The following is a 19,564-nucleotide window of genomic DNA, read 5'->3' as shown; positions in this document are numbered from 1 at the left end:
GGAGTGTGACCACCGTCGCTTTTCAGGGCTTCCCCTGGGCTCCGGAGCGGCCACAAGGAGACTCACTATGTGCATTCGCAAGACACTGATCGCATCGGCCGTATTGCTGGCGCTCGGAACGACGGGACAGGCCTTTGCTCAACAGACCAATACGGAGAATGGATCCGGAGACGACATCCTCGTCAATCTCGCGGTCGACATGAGCAACAACAGTACGAACACGGACAGCTCGGACAATTCTGACAACAGCGACAATTCCGACAACTCGGACAACAGCGACAACAGCACGCATGACGGCGACAACCGCAACAACCGGGGTCGCGCGAATGCGGAAGGTTACGGCTCGACGGCTGCCAACAATGGCAGCACCGCGACCTCGACGTTTTCCAACTCGTTCAACCACAGCAAGGCCGTGGCCGAAACGCGGCTCGAAGGCAGCGTTTCGGGCGTGACCGTGTACGGCATCGGCAACGTCGCCCAGAACTGGGGCAACGCCGACGGTGGTGACGGTGGCAGGGGCGGCGCTGGCTACGGCGGCAAGGGCCACGGTGGCTCGGCAGCGGGTGGCACCGGAAACGGCGGCGATGGCGGCGACGGCGGCGCCGGCGGCGACGGCGGCAGTGGTGGCGATGCCAACAACGGCAGCGCGACCGCGGGCGATTCGTCCAACGGCAGCGCGACCATCGGCGATGCGACCGCAGGCAACGGCGGCCGTGGCGGCAGCACCCACGACACCCGCGGCGCGAATGGCGGCGACGCCGGTGGCTGGGGTGGCGACGGCAATTCCACGGCAGGCAACGGCCGCGGTCGTGGCGGCTACGCTGGCGGCTGGGGCGGCGACGGCGATGGCGCGAGCGGCGCATCCGGCGGTGACGCCGGCAGCGCGAGTGGCGACACGGGCTCAATGGCCGGTGCATCCGGTGGCGACGCTGGTGCGGGCAGTGGCAACGTGCGTGAACGCGGCGCCGGTGACGGCACCAGCGGCGATGGCACGGCCACGGGCGGCGCAGGCACCTCGGGCGACGCAACATCCACCGGTGGCTCGAGCACGGCAACGGCCGGTGCGGGCACGTCGGGCGACGGTACCGGCACCGGTGGTGACGGTTCGGGCACGGGCGGTGCAGGCAGTGGCATGGGCGGCGACGCCACGTCCACTGGCGGCGCGGGCACCGGCACCGGTGGCGCGGGCGGCACGCTGACTGCGACCGCAGGCAACGGCGGCGACGGTGGCGATGCCACCAACGGCGATGCCACCAACGGCGGCGCATCCTCCAGCGCGAGCAACGGCGATGCTACGGCCGGCGACGGCGCCAGTGGCGCGATCGGTGCGACCGGCGGGGCAGGCGGCACCGGCAATGGCGGTGACGGCAACGGCGGTGACGGCAACGGCGGCGTCGGCAATGGCGCAACCGGCGGTGCGGGCGGCGCGGGCGGTGCACTCACCGTCGACGCCGGCACGTTCGACATGTCCAACAACATGACGAGCGTCGGCCAGTCCGCCGCGGGCATCATGGTGGCCGCGCAGAACAGCGGCATGGCCTCGCTGATCCAGCAGGGCATCACCGTGCAAGCCAACCTGACCGTAGGCCCATAAGCGCTCCGCAGATGCCCTGGCCCTCACCGGCCGGGGCATCCCGCGCGGACGCCAGCGTCCCGCTCACGGCGGGACGTTGCCTGGCTGCACGGGGAACGCATGGCAAGGGAGACTGACCATGCTTACGCATCAACGGAAAGGACTGCGCCTGGCGGTCCTGGGTGCCTGTGCCCTCGCACCCGCGGCCTGGGCCGCAGACGGAGTGGAACTGCGCCCCCTGCAGGACCCCGTCATCGAAACCGCACCGATGCAGGTGCCCTTCAAGCCCGTCAGTGAGCTGGGACGCACGATCGATCCTGGTCGATTGGCGGGGCTTCGCGGCGGCGATGGCACGCAGGTGGAAAACCTGGTCGATGTGGACGGTTCGGTGGACGGCAATACCGCCCACCATGTCACCACCGGCACGAACAGCATCGCCGACGGTGCGTTCAACAACGCCAGCGGGATCAATACGGTCATCCAGAACACCGGCAACAACGTGTTGATCCAGAACGCGATGATCGTGACGGTCGACTTCACCGGCGGCGGGCCGCCATGACATGCCGGCCGCCGCACCGGTTGCGCATCACGGCACTCGCCTGCGCGTTCGCCGTGCTCGGAGGCGCTTCGGCCGCCACGACCGATCTGCGCATCCCGCACGGCGGCTACCAGATACGCCTGACCAGCCTCAAGGAAGCCCGGTTCAAGACCACGCTGCCGCAGCAGTACGACTTCAGTTGCGGCTCGGCGGCGACCGCGACGCTGCTGACGCACCAGTACGGCCACCCGGTGAACGAGGTGGATGTTTTCGTGCAGATGTACAACAACGGCGACCAGGCGAGGATCCGCAAGGAAGGCTTCTCGCTGCTCGACATGCGGCGCTACCTGCGATCGAAAGGATACGAGGCGGACGGCTTCGAACTTCCGCTCGACAAGCTGCAGGAAGAGAACGTGCCGGCGATCGTGCTGCTCAACGATCGCGGCTACCGGCATTTCGTCGTGGTGAAAGGGTTGCGCAACGGTCGTGTACTGCTCGGCGATCCCGCCCGCGGCACGCGGGCGATGCCGCGCTCGCGCTTCGAAGCACTGTGGGACAACCGGGTGGTGTTCGTCGTCCACAACCGACGAAACGAAGCCCGGTTCAATCAGGCCCGCGACTGGCAGACCGCACCTCCGGCGCCGCTCGACATGGGAATCCAGCGCGACGGCCTGCGCAACATCACCGTGCCACGGCGCGGACCAGGAGACATCTGACATGGACAGAATTCGGCATCCCGCGTGGCGGGCCGCGATGTTGTTCGCGGTCCTGCTCGCCCCCTCGGGGGCACGCGGGCAGAGTGGAGAACTCGGCGCGGAATGGCGCGCCGTGGATCCGGCCCGCCTTGCGCAGATGCGCGGGGGCTTCCAGATGCCCTCGGGCATGATGCTGTCGTTCGGCATCGAGCGCGTGGTCTACCTCAACGGCGAAGTCACCGCACGCATCGCCGTGCAGGTGCCGGACGTGGCGCGCATCACGCCCGAGCAGGCCCAGGCATTGGCCGATTTCAATCGCGGGTTGGTGGTGCAGATCGGCGAAGGCAACCGTTTCGATCCCGCACAGATCGCCGGGGGCATCGTCATCCAGAACACGCTCGACGACCAGGACATCCGCACGCTGACACGTGTCGAAGTCGGCACCGACACGTTGGGCGCGTACCAGAACCTCAATGCCAATGGCGCGCTGACGGACGCGCTGATCCGTGCACCTGGCGGCCCCTGACGCACATCGGCAGGACCGGCCCGCGGCCTTCACCTACTCAAGGGGAACAACATGAAAGGGACGTCGTTGATCGAGGTGGCACCGCTCGCACTGGCCGTGGGGCTGGGCGTGGCGGGACAGGCGAGGGCACAGGAGCCACTCGGTGTGGTGCCGATCCCGGTGGCGGAGTCGCCGCCGGCTCCTTTGCAGCCGTATGAGATCACGGCCGATGCCCGCCTGGACGCACTGCAGCGTCAGCTCAACGAACAGACACAGCGCCTGGACCAGATGCGTGCGCTGATGCAGGCCCAGGAACAGCAGATCTTCACCTTGCAGAATGCGCTCAACGAGGAAGTGCTCGCCAACGCGCGCGCGCGCGGTGCGCCAACGCCGGTGATCGTACCTTCGCTCAACCAGGCGCCCACCTTCCGTGACGTGCCGCCCTCGCAGCCCTACATCGTCGTCGGCCCTGCACCGCAGCCCACCGCTCAATCGCAGGACGCCCAGCCGATGCCGGCGTACGCGCAGTCCGCAGCCCCACAGGCGCGCCCGGCGCCGGAAGCGCAAGGCGCACAGACCGCGCAGGCGCAGTCCCCCGAACGCGTCGGGCAGGCGCCGGAAAGCGATTCGCGACCACCGGAAGTAGCGCAGATCTTCGATCAGCCCGGCGTGCTGACGCCCAAGGGCAAGCTGGTGTTGGAACCGTCGCTGCAGTACGGCTATTCGGCCAACGATCGCGTGGCGCTGGTGGGTTACACCATCATTCCGGCCATCCTGATCGGCCTGATCGACGTGCGCCAGGTGAAGACGACCACGGCGGTCGCGACGCTCACCGGTCGTTACGGCGTCAGCCGGCGGATGGAGGTGGAAGCCAAGCTGCCTTACGTCTACATCCACAGCGACACGGTGAGCCGCGAGATCTTCACCGGCTCGGCGCAGGATCGCGTGTTCAACGCGCGCGGCAACGGCATCGGCGATGTCGAGATCACTGGGCGCTACCAACTCAATCGCGGCGGCGCGGACAAGCCCTTCTATATCGCATGGCTGCGCTACAAGAGCCGCACGGGCAAGGACCTGTTCGAAGTCACGACGGATTGCGTGACGCGCTGCGTCGCCAACACGACCGGCACCGGGCTGCCACTCGACCTGCCCACCGGCAGCGGCTTCAACGCGGTTCAGCCGGGCATCACCTGGTTGTACCCATCCGACCCCGTGGTGTTCTTCGGCAGCCTGAGCTACCTGCACAATTTCAAGCGCAGCGACGTATCGCGGCGCGTGTTGGGCGGTGAGACGGAGTTCCTGGGCGATATCAAGGCCGGCGACATCCTCGGTTTCAACGTGGGCATGGGCCTGGCGCTCAACGAGAAGGCCGCCATCAGCATCGGCTACGACCAGAGCGTCGTCGGCAAGACGAAGCAGGATGGGCAGGAGGTCGCCGGTGCGGTACGGACGACCCTGGGCACCCTGCTGCTGGGCGGGACCTACCGCTTCAGTGATCGCACGTCGCTCAACGTCGCCCTGGGCGTCGGTGTGACCCGTGACACACCGGATCTGACACTGACGGCGCGGCTGCCGATCAGTTTCTGAGATGCGGAAGATTCATCCGGCGCGGCCCTGCCACCACAGCCATAGGGCCGCCGCCAGCATCAGCCACTCGGTCGCTGCCAGCAGCAGCGTGGTGGTCTCGACCGGCCACCAGCGCATCAAGCCGATGCTGCGATACAGCACGATGGGTGCGTACACCGCCATCGCGAGCACCAGGCCGGTACGCATCTGCTGCGTCCAAGCAAACCACGCGAACAGGAACGCCAGGCCGAGTTGCAACCCGCCGTAGATCGTCAGGTACTCCGTCTGCCCGGAGCGGGTCAGTGAGGCGTAACCGACAGCCATCGCGGTGCGCGCGGGTGCGAACGTGCACCAGACCGCGAAAAGGAAGTAGACCGCTGCGTTGAGGTACAGGTAGGCCGTCGTCATGACATGTCTCGCTGGCAGGACACCGCCATCTCGCCCTGTGAGCGGTGAGGATCCGGTGAATGGCCGGGGAACACTGACGGCGCGATGTGGACTGCACCGATCCCGACGCGACACGCCACCATCCGATGCTGCGTGCTCCTGTCCCTGGAGCCCATCATGTCGCGCTCATTTCCATACCCGTTGCGCATCGCGCTGGCCGGCCTGCTCATCGTCGCAGGCAGCTCGACCTGGGGTGGGGACCCCATCCACAAGTGCCGCGCTACCGATGGGCGGGCGATCTATCAGGCGATGCCGTGCGCCGCAAGCGACCGCACGGAGTGGGTGCGCGACTATCCGCCTGATCCCCCTTCAACCGTTGAGGTCGCACGCCCAAGCGGGGCGCGAAGGGCAGATGCCTTACCCACACGTACCCGGACGACCCGTCGGAGTGGCCCGGCGCAAGGAGCCGTGATCTCGATGCACCGTGATCCGGAGGCCTGCGAGCGGGCAAAGCAAGCGCGAGAGCGTGCCTATGCGCGTCTTGGCCTGAAGCGCGATTTCGCCACCAGCCGCCGCTTCGATGATCGGGTCAACGACGCGTGTCGCTGACGGCGTCGCTCAGATCGTGCGCGAGAAGCGCGGTGCGTCCGGTGTCGGCATCGCCTGCAGATAGCGGTCGAAACACATCGCGATCACGCGCAACAGCAACCGGCCACGTGGCGTTGCCCGGATGCCCGCCCGAGTGAACTCGAGCAGTCCGTCGTCCGCCAACACCTTCAAGCGCGGCAGGGCATCGGCGAAGTACTCGCCGAAGTCGATGCCATGGCGGCGCCCGAGTCGGGAAAAATCCAACCGGCCATGGCACATCAGCTCCTGGATGACGTCCGCCCGCAGCACATCGTCCCGGTCCAGCGGCATGCCGCGCCAGACAGGCAGGCGACCGTCGTCGATAGCGCGCTCCCAGCTGGCGATGTCGCGCGGATTCTGGCTGAAGCTGTCGCCGATGTGGCTGATCGCACTGACGCCGAAGCCGACCAGGTCGCTCTCCGCATGGGTCGTATAGCCCATGAAGTTCCGGTGCAGGTCGCCGCGTGCTTGCGCGCGCGCCAGATCGTCATCAGGCAGGGCGAAGTGGTCCATGCCGATATAGACATAGCCTGCCGCAACCAGCCGCTCGATTGCGCACTCCAGCAGTCCGAGTTTCGCTTCCGGATCCGGGAGGTCCTCCAGCGCGATGCGCTGTTGCGGCTTGAAGAGCTGCGGCAGGTGCGCGTAGCTGTAAACGGCGATGCGGTCGGGGCGCGCCTTCAGCACGACGTCCAGCGTTCGCTGGAAACCCTCCCGGGTCTGCTTCGGCAATCCATAGATCAGATCAATGTTCACCGAGCGCATGCCATGGGTCCGGCAAGCATCGAGGATCGCGAGCGTTTCCTCGACACTCTGGACCCGATTCACCGCCTTCTGCACGACCGGATCGAAATCCTGCACGCCCAGGCTCGCGCGGTTGAAACCGATGCGTGCCAGTTCGCCGATATCCTCGGGCGTGACCGATCTCGGATCGAGCTCGATCGAGAAATCCATCCTGTCCGGCGCGAAGAAACTGAACTGGCTGCGGAGTTCGGCCACGCAATCGGCGATCTGCGCGGGTGTCAGGAAGTTGGGCGTACCGCCGCCGAAGTGCAGCTGGGTGACCGGCCGCCCACTCTCGAACAGCGGCGCCATCCGTGCGATCTCGCGGTACAGATAGTCCAGGTAGAGTTCGCCACGCGCCTTGTCGCGCGTGATGACCCGGTTGCAACCGCAGTAGAAGCAAGGGCTGGTGCAGAACGGGACGTGGACGTACAGGGATAGCGGTCGCGCATGCTCGACCTGGTTGCTGGCGCTCGCATGTTCGCGCAGCTGCTGCGCACCGAACGCCGGGTTGAACTGTGGTGCGGTCGGATAGGAGGTGTACCGCGGCCCTGGCGTGTCGTAGCGCCGCAGCAGGTCCGCGTCGAACATCGGGGAAGGAGAGACAGTGCCCATGACGTACAGGCTAGGCCCGCGCCCGTGCCGGCGCATTGATCGGGATCAATTCGGCCGCGGATCGTGGGCTGGCCGCGACGGGCGGTCCGGAATCTCCGGCAGCAGCTCCAGGGCGACGGGCGTCGTCCTCACCATGGGATGGAAGCGCGCCGGATGGAGCAAGTGGCGCGCCTTCAACAAACGGCGTCCGCCGGCCACCAGCGCGAGCAAGGCCAGGGTGATCGCGAAGAAGACGGGGAGGGCACCGGCGCCCCAGCGCTCCATCACCAGACCGGCAGCGGCAGGCCCGATGGCGGCGCCGATGCCGTTTAGCAGCAGGAGGGCGCTGCAGCCAGCCAGCAACTGCTCGGCCGGCAGGCGATCCAGCAGATGGGCGACCGCCAAGGGATACAGCGCGAACGCCAGCCCGCCGAACAGGAAGAACAACGCCAGGACACCGGCGCGCGCCGTCGGGTCGAGTTGGAGCGCACACGCGGCGACCACGGCACCCAACGCCGACACGCCGGCCAGCATGCTGCGGCGGTCACCACGATCGGACAGCCGGCCGATGGGCAGCTGCAAGGCGGCGCCGCCCAGGATCGTGGCGGCCATGAACGTGCCGATGCCGGCCCGGTCCAATCCCAGCGACCCGGCATAGACGGCACCCATTCCCCAGAAGGCACCGAGGGCCGTGCCCGCCAAGAGCGCGCCAGCAGCAGCGCTGGGGGCCGTGCGGCATATCTGCAGGATGCCGGCACGGGGCGCGGTTGCGACGGGGGGCGGTGACAGTCGGGTGATGCTGACCGGCAGGATGGCCAGCGCGAACAGGATGGCCACCACGCTGAAGAGCACGGGGCTGCGCGGCGGTTGCAGATCGAGCAGCAGCTGCCCCGCCGCGAGCGCCAGCAACGACACCACCATGTACACACCGAACACGCGGCTCCGATGCTCCGGCGCCGACTGCGCGTTCAACCAGCTCTCGATCACCGTACAGAGGCCTACGAGTGCCATGCCGGTGACGATGCGCAACGCCATCCAGGCCACCGGATTCGCCCACAGCGGGAACACCAGCACGGCCGCGGCCGCCAGTGCTGCGTGGAAGGCGAACGCACGGATGTGGCCCACACGCCGGATCAGCGGCGGTGCGGTGAAGGTGCCCAGGAAGAACCCGATGAAATAGCCCGACATCACCAGGCCCGTCGTCTGTTCGCCCCAGCCCTCGGTCTGGCTGCGGACCGCAAGCAGCGTGCCCAGCAGACCATTGCCGCCGAGCAACAAGGCGACACTGGCCAGCAGTGCGGTAAGGGGCAGCAACAGGCGAAGCACGAAGGCGCGGCGTTCTCACGTGGGAATCACCCCATGCTAGCAATGCGATCCTGAGCGGATAGTTCACACCCGCTCGAACCCTCGCTCAGGCGGAGTGCGTCGAGGCGTTGGAGTATCCTTCCTCGATGCTTCGTCGACGTGCCGCAGGAGAATCCCATGAGTGAGCGCAAGGTGCCTGGCATCGACGAATACGACGGCGCAGCGGGCGGTTGGGGGGCGCTGGCAGCCGTTGCGCGCGCAGTGAAGGGGCAGATGGCCGTCGGGCGCGAAACCTCCGCGCTCCGCCGCGTCAACCAGCCAAGCGGGTTCGATTGCCCCGGTTGCGCGTGGCCCGATCCGCGACACACATCGTCGTTCGAGTTCTGCGAGAACGGTGCGAAGGCGGTGTCGTGGGAGGCGACGGGCAAGCGCGCGACGCCTGACTTCTTCGCCGCGAACACGGTGTCCGAACTCTGGGCGTGGAGCGACCATGCACTGGAGGACGAGGGACGCCTGACGCATCCGATGGCGTACGACCACGCATCGGATCGTTACGTCCCGATCCGCTGGGAGGACGCATTCGCGCGCATCGGTGAGGCGTTGCGCGCCTTGCCCAACCCGGACATGGCGGAGTTCTATACCTCCGGTCGCACCTCGAACGAAGCCGCCTTCCTCTACCAGTTGATGGTGCGCGAATACGGCACCAACAATTTCCCCGACTGCTCGAACATGTGCCACGAAGCCACGAGCGTCGGCCTTCCGGAATCCATCGGCGTCGGCAAGGGCACGGTGACGCTGGAGGACTTCGAGCATTGCGATGCGCTTTTCAGCTTCGGCCACAACCCGGGCACGAATCATCCGCGCATGCTCGGCACGTTGCGCGAAGTGTCGCGACGTGGCGTTCCTATCATCGCGGTGAATCCCTTGCGTGAGCGCGGACTGGAGCGATTCACCTCGCCACAGGATCCGGCCGAGATGCTCACCAACCGCGCCACGCCGATCGCACAGACGTACTACCAGGTGAAGATCGGCGGCGACCTTGCCCTGCTCAAGGGCATGATGAAGTGGCTGATCGATGCGGATGCCGAAGACGTCGCCGCCGGAGGTCCGGGTGTTCTGGACCACGCCTTCATCGCCGAACACACGCAAGGTCTCGATACCCTGCGCGAAGACCTGGCAAACACGGCGTGGGACGATATCGTCGAGCAGTCCGGTCTGTCGCGCGAGGACACCGCCGCGGCCGCGCGGCTGTACGCGGGAGCGGAGCGCGTGATCATCTGCTATGGCATGGGCATGACCCAGCATCGTCGCGGCACCCAGAACGTGCAACAGATGGCCAACCTGTTGCTGCTGCGCGGGAACATCGGTCGCCAGGGCGCCGGCATCGCGCCCATCCGCGGGCATTCCAACGTGCAGGGCGACCGCACCGTGGGGATTACCGAGAAACCCACGCAGGCGCTGGTCGATGCGATCAGGCAGCGTTTCGGCTTCGAGTTCCCGTTGAGGCACGGCCATGACGCGGTGGAAGCCGTGCGTGCGATCCGCGACGGCCGTTCGCGCGCACTGGTCTGCATGGGCGGCAACCTGGCGGTGGCGATGCCTGACCCGGACACGACCCTTCCGGCCATGCGCAACCTCGACCTGGTGGTGCACATCGCCACCAAGTTGAACCGCTCGCACCTGATCACAGCGAAGCAGATGTTCCTTCTGCCATGCCTGGGCCGCACCGAACGCGATGTGCAGGCGAGCGGCCTGCAGTCGGTGACGGTGGAAGATTCGATGTCGATGGTGCATGCCTCGCAAGGCGGGCTTGCGCCGGCTTCCGAGCACTTGCTGTCGGAACCGGCGATCGTCGCCGGGATCGCCCGCGCCACCCTTCCGCAAACGAAAGTCGACTGGGACTGGCTCGTGGAGGACTACGACCGCGTCCGCGATGCCATCGAAGCCGTGTTCCCGATGTTCAAGGATTACAACGTGCGCGTGCGCCAGCCCGGCGGCTTCCGCCTGTACATCGGCGCGTCCGAGCGCGCTTGGGGGAGCATCGGCAAGGCGCGTTTCCTGGTGGCGCCGGGCCTCAACGAAGACCCTTCGATCCACGCACCTGATCTGCTGACGATGACCACGGTCCGCTCCCACGATCAGTACAACACCACGATCTACGGCTTCGACGACCGCTATCGTGGCGTGAGCGGGCGGCGGGACGTGGTCTTCATGAATGCCGACGACCTGGACGCGCGTGGCCTGCAGCATGGCGATCGCATCGATATCGTGTCGCACATGGCCGGCAACGAGAGAGCTCCGCGACGCGTGTCCGGCTTCACCGCGGTTCGGTACGACCTGCCTCGGGGATCCGCGGCGATGTATTACCCGGAAGGCAACCGGCTGGTGCCGCTGGACAGCCACGATCCGCAGTCAGGAACCCCGGCCTACAAGTCCATTCCCGTGCAGATCATGAAATCGCGTGGCGCCATCGCCGATGTCGACTGACGGTAACGATCACGCGCCGGGACTCGCACGCCGTAATGTTGTGGATGTCCGCAACGGGGTAGCCGTCAATCGGCAAGACCTGCTTGCCGAAGAGGTCCCGATCGCCATCCAGGTCAACGGCGAGCCGCTGGCCGTGATGATGGCGAGCCCGGTCGATCTGGATGATTTTGCCCATGGCTTCGCGCTGACCGAGTTGGGTATTGCGATCGGGGGACTGGCTTCCGTCGATGTGCAGACCCTGCTCGAAGGGATCCAGTTGGACCTCCACACCTTGGAGCCGCTACTCCGTGGATCGTCGGGCGACGATGCCCGCTGGCTTCCGGGGCGCAGCGGCTGCGGGATCTGCGGTCACCGACGGCTCGAAGATGTCATCAGGCATCCGGAAGCCGTGGAGCAGGGCAGCGCTCTCGACGCGAGCGCGCTGGAGGCGGCACTGGACTGCCTTGAAGCAGGGCAACCGCTGAATGCCGCGACGGGCGCCATCCATGCGGCCGCCTTTGCCGACCGGCATGGACGCGTGCGACGGGTTCGCGAGGATGTAGGCCGTCATAACGCACTGGACAAACTGATCGGTGCGATGGGGCGCGAGGGGATCGACGCTGCGGATGGATTCATCCTCATCACCAGCCGCGCCAGCTACGAGATGGTGGCCAAGGCGGCGGTGGCGGGCGTTACGTTGCTGGCCGCCATTTCCGCGCCCACCGCGCTGGCTGTCGACCTCGCGCGGGGGTGCGGGATGACACTGGTCGGCTTCACACGGGTGGGGCGGCATGTGGTTTACAGCCATCCGCACCGGCTGCAGGGAGCAGCCGCCAAGTAGTCCAGCCCGTCAGTGCCGTCCGCACGTCGGCTGCCCTGTTCAGGCTGCTTGCAAAATGACAATCATTCGCATTTAATACGGTCATCAAGTGCCTCGCCACTTGCGCTGAAGACGCGTTGCCCCGGGCGACGCGGCTCCGGCGCGCGTGAGCGTGCGCCGCCATCTCCCACAGGCTCACCGTATCCCCATGTCCATGCCGAATCGTCCGCACGCCGTTTCCGACACCCGCAAGACCTTCATGCCGAATGCACTGCGCGCAGCCATCTGCTTCGCGTTGGCCAGCGGACCTTTGGTGGCCCTCGCTGCCCCGCAGGATGCCGCGGGGGCGCAGCCGAGCGGCGAGGTGACGGCGACCGACCTGGACACGGTGCTGGTCCGTGGCCAGCGCGCCAACCGTGTCAGCAACGGCGCCACCAACCTCGATCTGGCCATCAAGGAAACGCCGCAGTCCATCAGCGTGGTCAGCAACGAACAGATGATCCAGTTCGGTGCCGACAGTTTGAATGACGCCCTGCGCCTGGCTACCGGCATCCAGGTGGAAGAGTGGGAAACCAACCGCACCAACTACCTGGCGCGTGGTTTCGAGATCAAGAGCACGCAGATCGATGGCGTCGGCATGCCCAACGACTGGGGCATCGCCACCGGCGCGATGGACGCATTCGGTTACGAGAAGCTGGAAGTCATCCGCGGTGCGAACGGCCTGCTCACCGGCGTCGGCAACTCGGCCGGTACGATCAACTACGTGCGCAAGCGCCCGACCAACGACGCCGAAGGCAAGGTAGGCGTGAAGATCGGTTCCTGGGGCGAGCGTCGCGTCGAGTTCGACTACTCCATGCCGTTCAACGACGTCGGCACCTGGGCTGGCCGCGTGGTGGTGGCGCGCGAAGAGGGTGACTCCTATCTGCGCGACTACGAAACCGAGCGCACCTTCGGGTATGCGGTGATCGATGGCCAGATCGGCGAAAACGGTACGCTCGCGTTCGGCTACTCGTGGCAGCAGGCCGACACCACCGGCAACATGTGGGGCGCACTGCCGTTCGTGAATGCCGATGGCACCCAGCCTTCTTGGGACGTCGGCGCCTCCACCACGCTGGACTGGACCTACTGGAACACCAATACGCAGACTGCCTTCGTCGAATACACGCACCAGTTGGGCGACAACTGGCAGCTGAAGGCGACCTACAACCATCGCAAGGGCGACAACGACGACGAGTTGTTCTTCGCCTACTCGATGACCGGCCTGGATCCGGTTACGGGCACCGGCCTCGTGGGCTGGGCCTACAAGGGCCAGGACGAACTGACATCCGACATGGTCGACCTGACCCTCAACGGTCGCTTCCAGTTGTTCGGTCGCGAGCACGAAGCGATGTTCGGGATCAGCCAGTCGGAGAGCGAGCAGGGATACTGGTTCAACCCGGCGCCGTTCGATTCGCCGGCGTTCGGTGCGCTTCCGGGCTTCCCGTACGCAGGTGATTCCGTGCCCGAACCCGTGTGGGGCGCGCAGGTGCCCTCGAGCGAGTTCAACCAGCGGCTGAAGCGTGCCTTCGGTGCCACCCGCATCGCGCTGACCGAGGATTTCAAGGCCATCGTCGGCGTGAACTTCGCCGAGTACCACCGCGACGGCAATAACGATGGCGTGCCGTTTGCAGAAACCGAGAGCAACACCAGCCCGTACGCAGGCCTGACCTACGACTTCAACGAAAACATCCTGGGTTACGTCAGCTACTCGGACATCTACCAGCCGCAGGACCAGCGCGATTTCGACGGCTTCTACCTGGCGCCGTCGAAGGGCGTCAACTACGAAGCCGGCGTCAAGGCCGAGTGGCTCGACAGCCGCCTGCTGACCACGCTCGCGTACTTCTCCGCGGAGCAGGAAGGCCTGGCGACATACCAGGGCTACAACCCCGATACCCTGATGAACTATTACGTCGCCAAGGACGTGGAATCGAAAGGTTGGGAATTCGAAGCCACCGGCAAGCTGACCGACCATCTCGACCTGGTGTTTGGTTACACGCACCTGAAGATGGACGGTGAAGAAGGTACGCTGACCTACAACTGGGTGCCGCGCCGCACCGCCAACCTGATGCTCAGCGCACGCCTGCCGAGCTACGAGGCCTTCTCGTTCGGTATCGGCGGGCGCTGGCAGAGCGCCATTTCCAACATCGAAAGCTACACCGGCCAGACCGTGCGACAAGGTAGCTATGCGGTGGTGAATGCGTTCGCCGCGTGGGATTTCCTGGAGAATGCGACCGTGCGCGCCAACGTCGGCAACCTGACCGACGAGAAGTACATCAACACGCTGTACCAGATCGGCTACTACGGCGCCCCGCGCCACTGGTCGCTGAGCCTGGAATACCGTTTCTGATCCACCGCAAGAAGGTAGCCGACGCCACCATGTCCACCACTGCGCTTCCCTCCCGTTCGCCGCGCGCGCAGGTCATCGCCCGCGTGGCGGCCGCCATCCTGGGCGGCTACGCATTCGCCTGGGGCATCGTCGCCACGGGCGCCAGCCTGATGGTCGCCGCGGGCATGGATTTCCATGACGCCGAGTTCCTCGGCAGCATGATCGGCGTGCTGGCCTTCCTTGGCGTGTTCCTGTGGGCGATCGCAGCGCGTCGGTTGCGCTGGGTGTGGCTGGTGACGGTGGTCGGTGGCGGCGTACTCGCGGCCACGGGCTCCGTCGTGCAGTCCCAGTTGATCTGAGGCAGGGGAGGGCATCATGTTCCAGAGCTTCCGACAGGCGATGGCCTGGCTCCACACCTGGTTCGGCCTCGTGCTGGGGTTCGTGTTGATGGCAGCGTTCTTCTTCGGTGCGCTGTCGGTCTTCGACCGCGAGATCGACCGCTGGGCGATCCCCAGCACGCGCATCGAACCGCAACCCATGCCGTCCTTCGAGAAGGTGCTGCGGCCAGCGTTCGAGCGCATGCAGCCTACGCAGCAGGCCATCGATGCGATGAAGCCGCGCGTCAACGGCGTCATGCCGGAACGGTTCGACACGGTGGTGAACTGGAGCGCCTACACCACGCATCGCGATCCGGTGCTGGCGCTGTTCGCCGGCTACCAGGTGCCCAACGCGAAGGATCCGGAAGAGGCGATCTGGGCGGATACCACCATCGATCCGCGCAACGGCACGCCGCTACCGAACGACCGCCTGAAGATCGGCAGCGGATTCTTCTATCCGATGCACTACAGCCTGACGCTGGATTGGAAGAACCTGGGCATCTTCATCGTGGGCCTGTCCGCGCTGGTGATGCTCGCCGCGCTGGTCAGCGGCGTGGTCATGCATCGCAAGATCTTTCGCGAGTTCTTCACCTTCCGCCCTGGCAAGGCACGCCTGCGCAGCGTGCTGGACCTGCACAACCTCACCGGCGTAGTGGCGTTGCCGTTCCATTTCTTCTTCGCTCTGACCGGCCTGCTGATCTTCGCTGCGACCTATTACTTCCCGCTGGGCCACACGCAGTTGCACGAGCTCCACGATCTGCATGCGGAAGTGGAAGCGCGCGAGACCGGCCTGCCGCACCAGCGCGCCGGCGTGCCCGCAGGCCTGGCGAATGTCGATGCGATGGTCGCCGAAGCACAACAGCGCTGGAAGGCCAACGACAAGGCGGGCGACGTGGGCTTCCTCGTGCTCCAGCATGTCGGCGACGCCAACGGTTACGTCAGCGTCTACCGCGCGGGCACCGACCGCATCGCGCTGGTCGGCGACGGCATCCACTTCAAGGCCGCCACCGGCGAGTTGATCCGCGAAGATCCTGCCGCCACACCGGTGGGCCGCATGGCGGAGTTCCTGACCGGCCTTCATCTGCAGCATTTCCGCCACTGGTTGCTGCGTTGGCTGTATGTGCTGGGTGGTCTGGCAGGCGCCGTGTGCATCGCGACCGGCTTCGTCTTCTTCGTCGAGAAGCGCAAGCGCCAGCATGCCCAACTGGGAAGCCAGGGCGCGCGGATCGTCGATGCGCTCGCGGTGACGACGGTGACCGGCATGGTCCTGGCGACGCTGGGCATCCTGGCCGCCAACCGACTGCTTCCCGAAGATCTGCCGGCGCGTGGCGACTGGGAACGTTATGCGTTCTGGGGCACGTGGGCCTTGGCTTTCTTCCATGCGGGCCTGCGCAGCGCACCGGTGGCGCGTGGCCTGGCGAATCCGGCATGGCGTGAACAATGCTGGGCCATCGCCGTGCTCGCCGTGTCCGTGGTGATCCTCAACTGGGTGACCACGGGCGACCATCTCGTGCACACGCTTGCACAGGGCTACTGGCCGGTGGCCGGCGTCGATCTTTTCATCCTCGGCGGTGCGATGATCGCCATCCTCACAGCGATCAAACTGCGCCGGCGTGCGCTGCAGGCCGAGCAAGGCCCTGCGGCCTCGCAAGGGGTGGCACGTGCCTGATCCGGCGTCCCACGGCAGCCTGTTGTCGTTTGCCATCCTCGCCAGCGTCGCCGGCATGGGCTGGCTCGCGCTGTCGATGCAGGTCCATGCTCAGCAGGCCTGGAACCACCTGCCGTCTCCCACGCAGCTCAAGGTGTTGCGGTGGCTCGGCAGTGTCGCGCTGCTTGCCGCATTCGCGCTGTGCCTGGGCGCCGATCACGCCACGATGGCCGTGCTGGTGTGGTTCATGGCACTGGCAGGCGCTTCGCTCGCGGTGGCGTTCACCCTGAGCTGGCGACCTCATTGGCTGCGCGCACTGGCGCCGTGGATACGGCGCCGGTAAGGGCACGTCCAGGCCTCCTCGCCACATCCAGCTTAGTCGCCACCCGTGATGGCGATGGATGCCAGCCCTGTCGCCGATGCATTCCACGTATTCCAGGATGCAGCGCTGCGGACGAGGTAAGCACGGCTTCCATGCTCATGTGACCGCCCATCGGCGGCCGCATCCAATACGGGTCCCACGCCGTACGCCCACGTGCTGTCCACCTCCAACGGAGGGCAAGCACCTGTCGCACGAAAAAGCACCTCGAACCACGAGGTGCGTGGCGACGACCGGGGGCCGTCGCCCCCGTCCACGCAAGGGGAGGGGTCATGAAGATGTTCTTCCGCGTGATCACCGCGGCTGTGCTCGTATTTTCATGCTGCTTTTCGCAGGCTGAAAACCCTGCCCGCAGTCCGGTCCTGTCGGCATCGGCATATCAGTGGATCGACGGCACCGACCTCCTGAAAGATGTCGACGTGCTGGAATCGGCCTACTCGCAGTTGCACCCCGGCCTGTATCGCTACGCGACGCCGCAGCAGACCCGTGCGCGCTTCCAGCAGCTTCGCCAAGAGTTGCACCAAGGCGCGAGCCTCGCGCAGGCGTACCTCGCATTCTCGCGCTTCGCCGCTTCGGTCAGATGCGGGCATACGTATGCGAACTTCTACAATCAACCAGAGCGTGTGGAGAAGGCGTTGTTCGAACACGCCGGGCGCTTGCCTTTCCACTTTCGATGGAGAGCCTGTGCAGATTTTTGTGTAACCGGATTTCGGTTTACAGCTGAGGGAGTCGTCCCTCGAACTGGATCGTAAACTGGTTCAACGCGGCCTTCCAGTCGCGGATCGGCAGCGTCCACTTCTTGCTGATGTTGCGCAGCGCCAGGTACATCAGCTTCACCAGCGCTTCGTCGGTCGGGAACGCGCCGCGGTGCTTGGTCAGCTTGCGCAGGCTGAAGTTCACCGACTCAATCGCGTTGGTGGTGTAGATCACCTTGCGGATCTCCGGGGCGAAGTCGAAGAACGGCGTCAGCCGCGCCCAGTTGCGACGCCACGATTGGCTGATCGGCAGGTACTCGGCGTCCCACTTGGCCTCGAACTCGGACAGGCGCTGCTCGGCTTCCGCCGCCGTGGCGCAGGTGTAGATGCGCTTCAGGTCGGCGGCCACTTCCGGTCGGCGTTTCCAGGTCACGTAGTTCAGGCTGTGTCGGACCATGTGCACCACGCACAGCTGGACCAGCGTCTGCGGGAACACGGCCTCGATCGCTTCGGGGAAACCCTTCAGCCCGTCGACGCAGGCGATGAAGATGTCCTGCACGCCGCGATTGCGCAGCTCGGTCACCACCTGCAGCCAGAACTTCGCCCCTTCCGTCTGCGCCAGCCACAGGCCCAGCACTTCCTTCTCGCCGGCCAGCGTGACGCCAATCGCCAGGTACACCGCCTTCACCCGCACCGCGCCCTCGCGCACCTTCACGTGGATGCAGTCGAGGTAGACGATCGGATACACCGCATCCAGCGGCCGGCCCTGCCACAGCTTGACCTCGTCGACCACCGCGTCGGTGACCGAGGAGATCAGGCTGGGTGACACTTCCGTGCCATACATTTCCTGCAGGTGCGCCTGGATCTCGCGCACCGTCATGCCGCGGGCGTACAACGACAGGATGCGCTCGTCGAAGCCGTTCCAGCGCCGTTGGTGCTTGGGCACGATCTGCGGCTCGAAGCTGCCTTGCCGGTCGCGCGGCACCTCGATCGGCATCTCGCCGAAGTCACCCTTCAACACCTTGCGGCTCTTGCCGTTGCGGGCGTTGCCCTCGGCGTTGCCGACCGGGTCGTGCTTCTCATGGCCCAGGTGCTCGGCCATCTCGGCTTCCAGCGCCCGCTCCACCAGCAGTTTGGTCAGCTGCTTGAGCAGGCCGTTCTCGCCGATCAGGTCTTCGGGCTTCTTGTAGTTGGCCATCAAGCTGGCCAACAATTCCTCAGGTACTTCGTGCTTGCGGGTTGTCATCGTGTCTCCGGGTCTGGCGGCAGTTTCCTGCCAAGGGCCCGGTTACACAAAATTTAGGACAGGCTCTGCGCTCATACCATGCTTCGCCAGCCGCATACAGGCAGGCGCAGGCATCGAGCATGTTCTGGTTCCTCTCCACCAGGAAGGGCAGTGGCGAGAAGTCCTCCAATGCCGGCGCGAGGCTCGAAGGCGCGGATCGATCACCCCATACCGAGACATTGGCCACCGCATCGAGCAGGTGAAGATGAAGGTGCTCGGCCAGTCGCTGGCCATCTTCGAAGCCGCGTTCTTGCATCGATGCAGTGAATGCAGCTACTGCGTTGTAACCCAATTCCCTTGCCGCCTCTTTCTCCCAGCGCCTTCGCCACGTGACCTCGTGCAGAAAAGCGAGGACGAAGAGCAGCGTACTGGGGGTGGCTGCCTTGATTAGCGCGCTTGTACACCGGTGCTCAAGGTCGGCGTACAGCGCCGGATCCAGGTGCTTCACGGCGGCCATGATGCGCCCCGGCACAAGCATGAGCCCCCGCGTGTTGGTGTAGGCCAGCAGTTGCTCGCGTGAGTCCAACAATGAAGGCGGATCTACCTGCATGTAGCGGTTGAAATCGCGCATCAACCAGGCGCGTGAGGCCGGCACACGCTCGCATACCCGTTCGAGCAGGTTGAATTTCTTGGTTTTGTCCTTGATCTCTTTCCAATAGGCGCCGTCGGGCTTCTTGCCCGCGTGGTGGATCTCCTCGAAGACCCGAGGCGTCAGCCCCTCATAGATCACTTCCGTGAAGCCTTCACAGGGCAGAAGCAGGGTGCGATTCAACCACTCGACGTCGCAGTCCAACGACCTCAACAGGTATCGGGTCCAGACCCGGGCGCCTAACTGAGGAAATCCGCTAGCACAGTCCGGCACCATGATCGGGGCTCTTCGGGCGAGGATCGAAAATCAAACCACGGCCGGAGGTTCGATTTGACGACCTCCCGGACAGGTAGCCTGTACGCCAGTA

Annotated in this window: 18 protein-coding genes; 13 read left to right on the top strand and 5 right to left on the bottom strand. The window is 65.7% G+C overall.

Annotated features, from left to right (window positions below; translation table 11 throughout):
- The first annotated feature begins 67 nt into the window (after nt 1-67).
- From ACSION_RS11455 to ACSION_RS11435, 5 genes are all read left to right on the top strand, one after another.
- Complete coding sequence (locus ACSION_RS11455) at nt 68-1,594, top strand: hypothetical protein (RefSeq protein ID WP_435305970.1); 1,527 nt, start codon at nt 68-70, stop codon at nt 1,592-1,594.
- Between the two features lie 202 nt (nt 1,595-1,796).
- Nucleotides 1,797-2,132, top strand: a complete 336-nt coding sequence (locus ACSION_RS11450) for a hypothetical protein (RefSeq protein ID WP_435305969.1) — start codon at nt 1,797-1,799, stop codon at nt 2,130-2,132.
- On the top strand, nt 2,129-2,827 hold the full coding sequence (locus ACSION_RS11445) for a C39 family peptidase (protein ID WP_435305968.1): 699 nt from the start codon (nt 2,129-2,131) through the stop codon (nt 2,825-2,827). Before ACSION_RS11450 ends, ACSION_RS11445 begins: the two co-directional genes overlap by 4 nt.
- 1 nt (nt 2,828) lies before the next feature.
- Nucleotides 2,829-3,332, top strand: coding sequence for a hypothetical protein (locus ACSION_RS11440; RefSeq protein ID WP_435305967.1), 504 nt, complete (start codon nt 2,829-2,831; stop codon nt 3,330-3,332).
- Nucleotides 3,333-3,383: 51 nt separating this feature from the next.
- Complete coding sequence (locus ACSION_RS11435) at nt 3,384-4,898, top strand: transporter (RefSeq protein ID WP_435305966.1); 1,515 nt, start codon at nt 3,384-3,386, stop codon at nt 4,896-4,898.
- 12 nt (nt 4,899-4,910) lie between these two features.
- On the opposite strand, the gene ACSION_RS11430 is transcribed toward ACSION_RS11435, so the two are convergent.
- Nucleotides 4,911-5,285 carry a DUF4345 domain-containing protein gene (locus ACSION_RS11430; RefSeq protein ID WP_435305965.1) on the bottom strand — a complete coding sequence of 125 codons (375 nt, stop codon included), beginning with the start codon at nt 5,283-5,285 and terminating at the stop codon, nt 4,911-4,913.
- Between the two features lie 456 nt (nt 5,286-5,741).
- Here ACSION_RS11430 and ACSION_RS11425 point away from each other — a divergent pair, with 456 nt between their 5' ends.
- Nucleotides 5,742-5,873, top strand: a complete 132-nt coding sequence (locus tag ACSION_RS11425; RefSeq protein WP_435305964.1) for a hypothetical protein — start codon at nt 5,742-5,744, stop codon at nt 5,871-5,873.
- Between the two features lie 9 nt (nt 5,874-5,882).
- Here the strand turns inward: ACSION_RS11425 and hemN are convergent, their stop codons facing one another.
- Complete coding sequence (gene hemN, locus ACSION_RS11420) at nt 5,883-7,289, bottom strand: oxygen-independent coproporphyrinogen III oxidase (protein ID WP_435305963.1); 1,407 nt, start codon at nt 7,287-7,289, stop codon at nt 5,883-5,885.
- 45 nt (nt 7,290-7,334) lie between these two features.
- Nucleotides 7,335-8,582, bottom strand: coding sequence for an MFS transporter (locus ACSION_RS11415; RefSeq protein ID WP_435306698.1), 1,248 nt, complete (start codon nt 8,580-8,582; stop codon nt 7,335-7,337).
- 168 nt (nt 8,583-8,750) lie between these two features.
- On the opposite strand from ACSION_RS11415, the gene ACSION_RS11410 reads away from it, so the two are divergent.
- The 7 genes from ACSION_RS11410 (at nt 8,751) to ACSION_RS11380 (ending at nt 17,380) form a co-directional block, all read left to right on the top strand.
- On the top strand, nt 8,751-11,060 hold the full coding sequence (locus ACSION_RS11410) for an FdhF/YdeP family oxidoreductase (RefSeq protein WP_435305962.1): 2,310 nt from the start codon (nt 8,751-8,753) through the stop codon (nt 11,058-11,060).
- Nucleotides 11,050-11,880, top strand: a complete 831-nt coding sequence (fdhD, locus tag ACSION_RS11405; RefSeq protein WP_435305961.1) for a formate dehydrogenase accessory sulfurtransferase FdhD — start codon at nt 11,050-11,052, stop codon at nt 11,878-11,880. Before ACSION_RS11410 ends, fdhD begins: the two co-directional genes overlap by 11 nt.
- A gap of 187 nt (nt 11,881-12,067) precedes the next feature.
- Entirely contained in the window at nt 12,068-14,245 is a 2,178-nt protein-coding gene (locus ACSION_RS11400) for a TonB-dependent siderophore receptor (RefSeq protein ID WP_435305960.1), read from the top strand.
- Between the two features lie 29 nt (nt 14,246-14,274).
- Nucleotides 14,275-14,583, top strand: a complete 309-nt coding sequence (locus ACSION_RS11395; RefSeq protein WP_435305959.1) for an iron uptake protein — start codon at nt 14,275-14,277, stop codon at nt 14,581-14,583.
- A gap of 16 nt (nt 14,584-14,599) precedes the next feature.
- A complete protein-coding gene (locus ACSION_RS11390; RefSeq protein ID WP_435305958.1) occupies nt 14,600-16,270 on the top strand; it encodes a PepSY-associated TM helix domain-containing protein in 1,671 nt (556 codons plus the stop codon).
- Nucleotides 16,263-16,592, top strand: coding sequence for a DUF3325 domain-containing protein (locus ACSION_RS11385; RefSeq protein ID WP_435305957.1), 330 nt, complete (start codon nt 16,263-16,265; stop codon nt 16,590-16,592). Before ACSION_RS11390 ends, ACSION_RS11385 begins: the two co-directional genes overlap by 8 nt.
- Nucleotides 16,593-16,900: 308 nt before the next feature.
- A complete protein-coding gene (locus ACSION_RS11380; RefSeq protein WP_435305956.1) occupies nt 16,901-17,380 on the top strand; it encodes a hypothetical protein in 480 nt (159 codons plus the stop codon).
- On the opposite strand, the gene ACSION_RS11375 is transcribed toward ACSION_RS11380, so the two are convergent.
- The gene (locus tag ACSION_RS11375) at nt 17,343-18,569 is read right to left on the bottom strand and encodes an IS256 family transposase (RefSeq protein ID WP_435304588.1); all 1,227 of its coding nucleotides are present in this window, start codon (nt 18,567-18,569) and stop codon (nt 17,343-17,345) included. The two genes, ACSION_RS11380 and ACSION_RS11375, sit on opposite strands and share 38 nt — an antisense overlap.
- Entirely contained in the window at nt 18,541-19,380 is an 840-nt protein-coding gene (locus ACSION_RS11370) for a hypothetical protein (protein ID WP_435305955.1), read from the bottom strand. Before ACSION_RS11370 ends, ACSION_RS11375 begins: the two co-directional genes overlap by 29 nt.
- Nucleotides 19,381-19,564 lie beyond the last annotated feature (184 nt).

This window comes from Pseudoxanthomonas sp. LjRoot125 (genome assembly GCF_964252705.1).
Taxonomy (GTDB): Bacteria; Pseudomonadota; Gammaproteobacteria; order Xanthomonadales; family Xanthomonadaceae; genus Pseudoxanthomonas_A.
The sequence above is the reverse complement of the archived record's forward strand: the minus strand, read 5'-3'. Positions and strand labels throughout refer to the sequence as shown.